This window comes from Cryobacterium sp. M91 (assembly GCF_002929615.1).
GTDB classification, from domain to species: domain Bacteria; phylum Actinomycetota; class Actinomycetes; order Actinomycetales; family Microbacteriaceae; genus Cryobacterium; species Cryobacterium levicorallinum.
This window is the reverse complement of record NZ_PJJT01000091.1, coordinates 344,690-352,730: the sequence shown is the minus strand read 5'-3', so window position 1 is coordinate 352,730 and position 8,041 is coordinate 344,690. Positions and strand designations below refer to the sequence as shown.

6 protein-coding genes are annotated in these 8,041 nt (G+C 64.7%); 2 read left to right on the top strand and 4 right to left on the bottom strand.

Annotation, left to right across the window (positions count from 1 at the left end; all coding sequences use genetic code 11):
• Nucleotides 1-173: 173 nt before the first annotated feature.
• Complete coding sequence (locus CXY80_RS18950; RefSeq protein WP_104133384.1) at nucleotides 174-2,267, bottom strand: heavy metal translocating P-type ATPase; 2,094 nt, start codon at nucleotides 2,265-2,267, stop codon at nucleotides 174-176.
• A 282-nt stretch (nucleotides 2,268-2,549) separates the two neighbouring features.
• Here CXY80_RS18950 and CXY80_RS18945 point away from each other — a divergent pair, with 282 nt between their 5' ends.
• On the top strand, nucleotides 2,550-3,833 hold the full coding sequence (locus CXY80_RS18945; protein WP_092449670.1) for a DUF445 domain-containing protein: 1,284 nt from the start codon (nucleotides 2,550-2,552) through the stop codon (nucleotides 3,831-3,833).
• 32 nt (nucleotides 3,834-3,865) lie between these two features.
• On the opposite strand, the gene CXY80_RS18940 is transcribed toward CXY80_RS18945, so the two are convergent.
• From CXY80_RS18940 to CXY80_RS18930, 3 genes are read right to left on the bottom strand one after another with little or no spacing between them, the layout of a single operon-like run.
• Nucleotides 3,866-4,876 carry an acetamidase/formamidase family protein gene (locus CXY80_RS18940; protein WP_092449799.1) on the bottom strand — a complete coding sequence of 337 codons (1,011 nt, stop codon included), beginning with the start codon at nucleotides 4,874-4,876 and terminating at the stop codon, nucleotides 3,866-3,868.
• Nucleotides 4,877-4,880: 4 nt separating this feature from the next.
• Nucleotides 4,881-6,308 (bottom strand): APC family permease, encoded by a 1,428-nt coding sequence (locus CXY80_RS18935; RefSeq protein WP_233195464.1) that lies wholly within the window; start codon nucleotides 6,306-6,308, stop codon nucleotides 4,881-4,883.
• A gap of 58 nt (nucleotides 6,309-6,366) precedes the next feature.
• The gene (locus CXY80_RS18930) at nucleotides 6,367-7,470 is read right to left on the bottom strand and encodes an ABC transporter substrate-binding protein (RefSeq protein WP_104133383.1); all 1,104 of its coding nucleotides are present in this window, start codon (nucleotides 7,468-7,470) and stop codon (nucleotides 6,367-6,369) included.
• A 61-nt stretch (nucleotides 7,471-7,531) separates the two neighbouring features.
• Between CXY80_RS18930 and CXY80_RS18925 the strand changes: the two genes are divergently transcribed.
• A complete protein-coding gene (locus CXY80_RS18925; protein ID WP_092449675.1) occupies nucleotides 7,532-8,011 on the top strand; it encodes a MarR family transcriptional regulator in 480 nt (159 codons plus the stop codon).
• Nucleotides 8,012-8,041 lie beyond the last annotated feature (30 nt).

Genomic DNA, 8,041 nt, shown 5'->3' with positions numbered 1-8,041 from the left:
GAACTCAGTGCGAGTATTCGGCGGAAACAACTTGACCATAAAACGCTCCAATCACTAGAGCGTTGCTACGACCATATGACTTTGCCGGCTCAAATCTGCCTGAAACTCACGGCTCGATGCCTGAAACTCACGGCTCGGTGAGTGGATGCCCGGGCATCCACTGGTCGAGACCGCTAGCGCTCGCGTACGCTCGACTCCGGCCGTAGGTCGAGGCGACGCAGCAGCTGCGCGTTGAGCGCGACGACCACGGTGGACACCGACATGAGCAGCGCGCCGATCTCCATCGGCAGCACGAACCCGATCGGCGCGAGCACTCCGGCGGCGAGCGGAACCGAGAGCAGGTTGTAGCCCGCCGCCCACCACAGGTTCTGCTTCATCTTGCGGTAGCTCGCCCGCGACAGCTCGATCACCGAGAGCACCGAGCGCGGGTCGTCGCTCGCCAGAATGACGCCAGCCGACGCGATCGCCACGTCGGTGCCGGCGCCGATCGCGATACCGACATCGGCCTGGGCGAGCGCTGGAGCGTCGTTGACGCCGTCGCCGACCATCGCCACGCGGCGGCCCTCGTGCTGCAGCTCGGCGACCTTGCGCGCCTTGTCCTCCGGGTGCACGCCCGCGAACACCCGGTCGATTCCGAGCTCAGCAGCCACCGACTGGGACACCGCCTCGGCATCGCCGGTGATCATGACGACCTCGATGCCCTGTCGGTTCAGGGCGTCAACGGCTTGCCGTGATTCCTCGCGAATCTCGTCGGCGAGGCCGATCGCACCGATGACTTCACCGTCCCGCAGCACGTGCAGAATGATCGCACCCTGACTCTGCCACGCATCGGTCTCGGCCAGCGGCGCCGCCCCGTGCTCATCGAGCATATTCGGCCCGCCGACACCGATCCGACGCCCGTCGACCAGGCCGGTCACGCCGACCGCCGCGGCAGTCTGAAACTCGCTCGCACGCGGCACGGTCAGCCCGCGGGTGCGCGCCGCCGAGACAATGGCGCGGGCAAGCGGATGCTCACTGTCACCTTCAACCGCGGCCGCCCAGGCGAGCACCTCGTCCGCGGTGATCGGAACCGAAGCCGCGGCATCCGCTTGAATGACGGCGAGGTGGCTGACCGTGGGCTCGCCCTTGGTGAGCGTGCCGGTTTTGTCGAACAGCACCGAAGTGACCTGGCGCATGCTCTCGAGGGCGAGGCGGTCCTTGATCAGCACGCCGCCCTTCGCGGCGCGTTCGGTGGCGATCGACACCACGAGCGGAATCGCCAGCCCGAGGGCGTGCGGGCAGGCGATCACGAGCACGGTGATGGTGCGCACCACGGCATCCTGCGGCTGGCCGAGCGCGGTCCACACGATCGCGGTGATCACTCCGGCGCCGAGCGCAAACCAGAACAGCCACCCGGCTGCCCGATCGGCGATGCGCTGCGCCCGCGACGACGAGCCCTGCGCTTCGGTGACGAGTCGCTGGATTCCGGCCAGCGCGGTGTCATCGCCGACCGCGGTCACGCGCACCCGCAGGGCGGAATCGGTCGCGACCGTGCCCGCCACGACCTGGTCGCCGACAGCGCGCTGCACCGGGCGTGATTCGCCGGTGATCATGGACTCGTCGACGTCGGCCGTGCCCTCGGTGATCTCTCCGTCGGCGGGCACGCGCCCGCCGGGCCGCACCACGACGAGGTCACCGAGCACCAGATCGCTCGGCGAGACCACCACAATGGCGTCGCCCTCAACTCGCTCTGCCTCATCCGGCAGCAGCGCGGCGAGCGATTCCAGGGCAGTGGTTGTCTGCGCGAGCGACCGCATCTCGATCCAGTGGCCGAGCAGCATAATCACGATCAGCAGGGCGAGTTCCCACCAGAAGTCGAGCTCGGCATCGATGAGGCCGAGGCTCGCGCCCCAGGACGCGAAAAACGCGACCGTGATCGCGAGCGCGATCAGCAGCATCATGCCGGGCTTGCGAGTTTTCAGCTCGGAAAAAGCCCCGGTCAGAAACGGCCGGCCGCCCCAGACGTACATGACGGTGCCGAGTACGGGGGAGATCCAGCTGATGCCCACCACGTTCGGCAACGCGTAGCCGACGAACATCGAAAACATGTGGCTGAATCCGACCACGGGCACAGCGAACACGAGCATGGTCCAGAACAAGCGCCTAAACTGCCCGACGTGGTCACCGTGCCCGGCGTGGTTCATGGCGCCGTGGTCCATGGCGGAATGGTCCATCGCGGAGTGCTCGGGACTTGTGATTGTGCCGTGGTGCTCGTTGGGGTTCGTCATAGTTTCCTCGGTACTGAATCGATCGATACCCCCTTAGGGTATCCCTAAAGTTGCGCTCACGCATCCGCTGTGCGCCGCCTCACCGAGCCGTAAGTTTTGCGTCCCCGGATTGGTCAAATCGGGTCACGACTCACGGTTCGCTGCACGAAACTCACGCTTCGGCGAGCGGATGCCGCGGCGAACCACGCCAGAACCCACGACCCGGGTTCGCCCCGAAGATTCCGTGGCACGCCGCATCCAAATGTGCGCACACCGCACCGCACAATCGGGCAGGCTTGACCCATGGCCCAGATCGAAACGGCACCACCCGTTGAATCCCCGCAGGACACCGCCCGCCGCACCGCGCTCACCAGCATGAAGCGGCTCGCCGGCGGGCTGCTCGTGCTCATGGCGCTCATCTTCACGGTCTCTTTCGCCCTGCAGGAACGCTACCCCTGGCTCGAATACGTGCGCGCCGCGGCCGAGGGCGGCATGGTCGGCGCCATCGCCGACTGGTTCGCCGTCACCGCCCTGTTTCGCTACCCGCTCGGCCTGCGCATCCCGCACACCAACATCATCGCCAACCGCAAGGACGAGATCGGTGCGAGCCTTGGCGAGTTCGTCGAGACCAACTTTCTCTCCGAGGCGGTTATCCGCGGCAAGCTCGAATCCGTGCACCCTTCCCGCCGCCTCGGCGCGTGGCTCAGTGACGAGAAAAACGCCGAAAAGCTCACCGACGAACTCGCCGTGGCCGGCCAGGGGCTCCTCAACCTGCTCGGCGACGACGCCATCAAGAACCTCATCGAGTCCGTCGCCCGCGAACATCTGGTCAAGCCCGAGTGGGGCCCGAGTCTCGGACGGGTGGGTGAGCGCCTCGTCACCAGTGGGCAGCAGCACGCGGCCGTCGACCTGCTGCTCGACCGCGCTGACGGCTGGCTGCGCGCCCACCCCCAGGCGTTTGGCCGCGTGGTGTCGCAGCGGCTGCCCACCTGGCTGCCCGGATTCGTCGACAAACTCGTCGACGACAAGGCCTACCGCGAGGTGCTCGCCTTCGTCGCGTCCGCCCGACAGGACCGGCAGCATCCGGTGCGAAAAGCCCTCGACGACTACCTCAGTGAGGTCATGCACGACCTGCAGTACGAGCCGGCCATGATCAACCGGGTCGAAACCCTCAAGGCCGAGGTGCTCGACAACGCCAAACTGCGCGAGTTCGCCGGCGACACCTGGGCGGCGGTCAAGGCCTCACTCACCGAGGCACTCCAGGACCCGGCCAGCGCGCTGCGGGTCGGCATCCGTTCGACGCTCGAAGACGTCGGCCGACGACTGACAACGGATGCCGCGCTCGGCTCCCGCATCGACCGCTGGCTCGCCGACACGGCCAGCTATGTCGTGGCCAACTATCGCCATGAGATCGCCGGGGTCATCACCGAAACCGTGGAGCGCTGGCCCGCCGCCGAGACCGCCGCGAAGATCGAATTACAGGTCGGCCGCGACCTGCAGTTCATTCGCATCAACGGAACCGTCGTCGGCGCCCTCGCCGGTCTGGTTATTTTCACGCTGGCCCGGGCCGTGTCGCTGCTGTTTTAAGCGACTGGCGGCCCGGGTCTGGCGGAGACCCGCTACCGAGCGGCGGTGTATTCCGCTGCCGCGGCGCGCAGGCGGCCGTGAACGCCGCCGTAGGCTTGCGCGTCCTTTAGGGTCCACTTGGGCAGCTTCGCCACCATCGTATAGTTGGGATCGCACACGTTTGCGGCCGGTGCGAGTCCCATTTGGCTGACCAACTGATAGGCATCCATCGTGTCTAGGCCGGTGAGGTCGGATGCCCAATTCACGAGGTCTTTCTGGCTGATCCGAAAGGCATCTTCCAGAGGTCGAGCCGACCCGGTGCTCATGATGAACTCGTCGTTCTCAAGCCGCGGCCAGGCCGAAGCGCCACCCTTGACCAGGTCGAGTGCGATGACGGAATTCATCGCCGACTCCAGGCCGGTTCCACAGACCTCACCCTCACCCTGGCGGGCGTGACCGTCACCGAGCGACAGCATCGCGCCGGCCACATTCACCGGAAGATACAGCGTCGTTCCGGCCCGCGCTTCCGGGGTATCCATGTTTCCGCCGTGGGTGGATGGGGTCACGACCAACCGCACCTCGCCGCTGGCGGGAGCAACGCCGACGGTGCCGTGCATGGGATCGAGCGGGAGAGCCAGCGTGTAATCCGAGTTCGTGGCACGAAAGGTGGCCGTCCAGGCATCCAAATCGATGTCGTAAAACCAGACCCGCTCCGGCAGCGGCTCGTGCAGCATCGCCGTCTCGTGCGTTGCGGAGAGCGCACCAAAGAGCGGGAAGGTGCTCGAAATCGCGTAGGAACGTGCCGGCACGATGGAGACAAAGTGCACGGCCAACAGGTCGCCGGGCTCAGCCCCGATCACCTCGATCGGACCGGAGACAGGATTGAGCTCGGAAAAAGGCACGATTTGGCTGGGAACGTCTGTGGGCGTCGTGACCCGTCCGCCGAAGCAGTCTTCCGTGCTCACCTCGACGATATCGCCGGGGCGAACGCTCAGCAGCGGCTCCCGACCCCCGAACACATAGGAATACTGTTCGGGGAGCGGAGCGAGCTTGTGTGCAGCCATCGAGCTACCGCGCATCCGCCATCGCAGGCTCCGTGGCCGTGCTGACCTTCATCCGGCCGGTCTTGTACAGCACGAAGGCGATGACGATTCCAATGATCAGCCAGGCCACGCCGACGACCTGCGCCGACACTCGCGCGTTGTAGAGCACAAAGGCGAGAACCACGAAGCCCAGTACAGGGAAGACCAGGTGCACGAACCAGCGCCGGGACTTCTGCCGCACGATGAACCACCACACCACCGACACGTTCAGCAGCAGGAATGCGGTCAGGGCGCCGAAGTTGACCAGGGCCGCGATCACGCCGAGGCCGTCGGGTAGGAGGGTCAGGAATAATCCGAGCACCAGCGAGATCCCGGCCACCAGAAATGTCGCGTTGACCGGCACGCTGTGCTTTTCGCTGACCTTCGCGAGGAATTTCGGCAGCTGGCGATCGCGCGCCATGGCGTACAGCAGGCGAGAGGTGGACGCCTGGGCAACGAGCGCATTGGCGAAACCCCAGGCGATGGCCGTCGAAGCAGCGGTCAGGATATACATGAACGGTCCGCCGGCGACGGCGGCCGCTTCATAGAAGGCCACCCCGGCCGGGTCGCCATTGGCGATGAGCGCTGCGGGGTCTTCAACCAGCATCGAGGCCACCCAGGTCTGCACGACGAACAGGACGCCCAGCAGGCACAGGGCCGCGATCATGGACCGACCGAGGGACTTGCTGCTTCCGCTGTTTTCCTCGGCCAGGGTGGAGATTCCATCGAAACCGAGGAAGGACAACACAGCAATGGATGCTGCGCCAAACAGCAGCGGGAGGGAGAAGGTATCAGCGTTGTAGAACGCGTCGAAGCTGAAACCCTGACCCTTGCCCTGCGAGACTGCGACGATGCCAACGACCAGGAAGATCGCCAGCACGAGGAGTTCGAGCACCAGCATGACCCGGATGACAACCGCGGCCAGGTGGATTCCGAGGTAGTTAATCACGGTGTTCAGTGCAACGAAGGCAATCAGCCACAGCCAGATGGGAACCTGGCTGATGATGCCATTCATCGCGATTGCCGCGACAAAGTACAACAGGGTCGGAATGAGGATGTAGTCGAGCAGGATCATCCAGCCGGCGATGAAGCCCGTTGGGCGGTTGATTCCGCGACCCGCGTAGGTGTAAACCGAACCGGCCATCGGAAAGGCCTGGGCCATCTGCGAGTAGGAATTCGCCGAGAACATCATTGCAACCAGGGCGATGATGTACGCGATCGGCGGCATTCCGCCCGAGTCGTGAAAGACGCCGCCGAAGATGGCGAATGGTGCGATGGGCACCATAAAGATGAGGCCGTAGATGATCAGATCGCTGAACGTCAGCGTTCTCTTCAGCTCTTGCTTGTAACCAAATTGTTCAATACCCGCACTCGTGGTACTTGCAGAGGTGCCCGGGGTTGTGGAGCTGTTCACGCGTTTTCCTATCGTCATCGACAGCCGTCATTATTTCCATGTGGAAATTTTGTTTATGCTACACCTGGCGCAGTGTTCTGACAACTTCTAGGTCGGTGCCGCTGGCCCGCGCCATGCTCATGGGTCGACGTCTGAGATCGATTCCCGCCTGGGCAAAATCCGACCGATTGGCGTCTGAAAAAAGCCGCTCGGCCACCTGGGTCGCGGTGTTTGTAGTGAGCAAGCCACTTTCACACATGGCGGCCAGCAGGTGCACGCCGTCGTAGCATCCTTCGGCGTAGGAGCCGGGCAGCGGTGCGGTCAGTCCAAACCGAGCGACGTACGACTCGAGCAATCGGCGGTGCCGGTCATCATCCTGCAGCAGAAATGTGGGCATTGCGGTGTAGAGCTCCCCGCTGCTGTCGCCGCCCGCCGCGACCAGACAGCTCTCGTCCAGAGCGGTACACAGTCGAACGAACGCCGTGCTGGCATCCAGCTCGGTGACCCCGCGATGAAATTCGATGCCATCGCGGCCGACCAGGGAGACCAAGATTGCATCGGCCCGTGCTCGCTGTGCGGCGGCCACGAGCTCCGCAACGTCGACGTGTCCCATCGGCACGAGTCGGTCCATGACGACGCGCTGCTGCAGATCGCGCAGGACGCGAGTGGCGGCAGCGTGTACCTGACGTGGCCAGACGTAATCATTGCCGATGAGGGCCCATCGTTCTACCCGCCGGTGTTTGGCGAGCCACGCAATCGGCCGACGCAGATGCTCGGCCGGGTCGCTGCCGAGAAATACCGATCCGGCCGACGCTCGCCCAAACTCGTGCGGCGGCGTAAAGACATAGGGCACCCGATTGTTCACGCGTGCCTCGACGGCCACACGAATATTCGAAGTGTGTGTACCCACCAGCCCGTCGACGAGCCCGGCACCCACCAGTAGATCCACCTCGCGCGCGACGTCTTCCGGGGCTCTGCCGGCATCGACCAGGACGAGGTCGATGGTCGTTCCCGAGGCACGGCACGCTTCTTCGGCCGCCAGAACCGCGCAATTGATAATGGCTGGGCCGGCCACGCCCATCAGGCCCGACAACGGCGCGAGCAGTCCCAGCCGAAGTGTCTGCTGCGTAGGACCGCACAGGAAAACTTCACTGGAGAGCACTACTCTGACCTGGGGCGCCATCTGACCATTATCACGTAGCGGGAATCCCGGACCTTATTTTTCGCGAACATGGAGGAGTACCATGGCCGAGCAGCTGGGGAGCGGGGCGCGTGCGCTAGGAATCGTGGCACCCCTGGCCGAGCTCGTCTGGGCCCTCGCTGACCTGGAACGGCGCCTCACACTCGGACTGAGCGTTGCCCTGTCTGAAGAGAACACCACGATGGATCAGTGGCGAATTCTGGAAGCCTTGGACCGCCTCGACTCGCCGACCATGGGTGAGCTGGCGGAGACGTCCGGCATGGCAAATGCGAGCCTGAGTCGAACGGTGGACTCACTGGAAGATTCGGCTTCGGCGTTCCGCCTGCCAACCGCGACCGACCGTAGACGCATTACCGTGCATTTGTCGGATCGGGGCCGGCAGCGGCTCGCACGCATTCGTGAAATCGTCTCCGCGTGGGGGCAAACCATCGAACACCGGTTGGGAGCGGATGCCGTAACAGCCTTGGTCGAGGCTGCCGGCACTGCCGCGCGCTCTCTCGAAGACACCCCAAGAAAACCCTGATGGGGGTTTCGCCGCCAATTGGCTGCAAAT

What these genes read in the sequence shown, in the direction of transcription:
- CXY80_RS18950 (WP_104133384.1), bottom strand. Translation starts at nt 2,267, where the DNA reads ATGACGAACCCCAACGAGCACCACGGCACAATCACAAGTCCCGAGCAC.
- CXY80_RS18945 (WP_092449670.1), top strand. Translation starts at nt 2,550, where the DNA reads ATGGCCCAGATCGAAACGGCACCACCCGTTGAATCCCCGCAGGACACC.
- CXY80_RS18940 (WP_092449799.1), bottom strand. Translation starts at nt 4,876, where the DNA reads ATGGCTGCACACAAGCTCGCTCCGCTCCCCGAACAGTATTCCTATGTG.
- CXY80_RS18930 (WP_104133383.1), bottom strand. Translation starts at nt 7,470, where the DNA reads ATGGCGCCCCAGGTCAGAGTAGTGCTCTCCAGTGAAGTTTTCCTGTGC.
- CXY80_RS18925 (WP_092449675.1), top strand. Translation starts at nt 7,532, where the DNA reads ATGGCCGAGCAGCTGGGGAGCGGGGCGCGTGCGCTAGGAATCGTGGCA.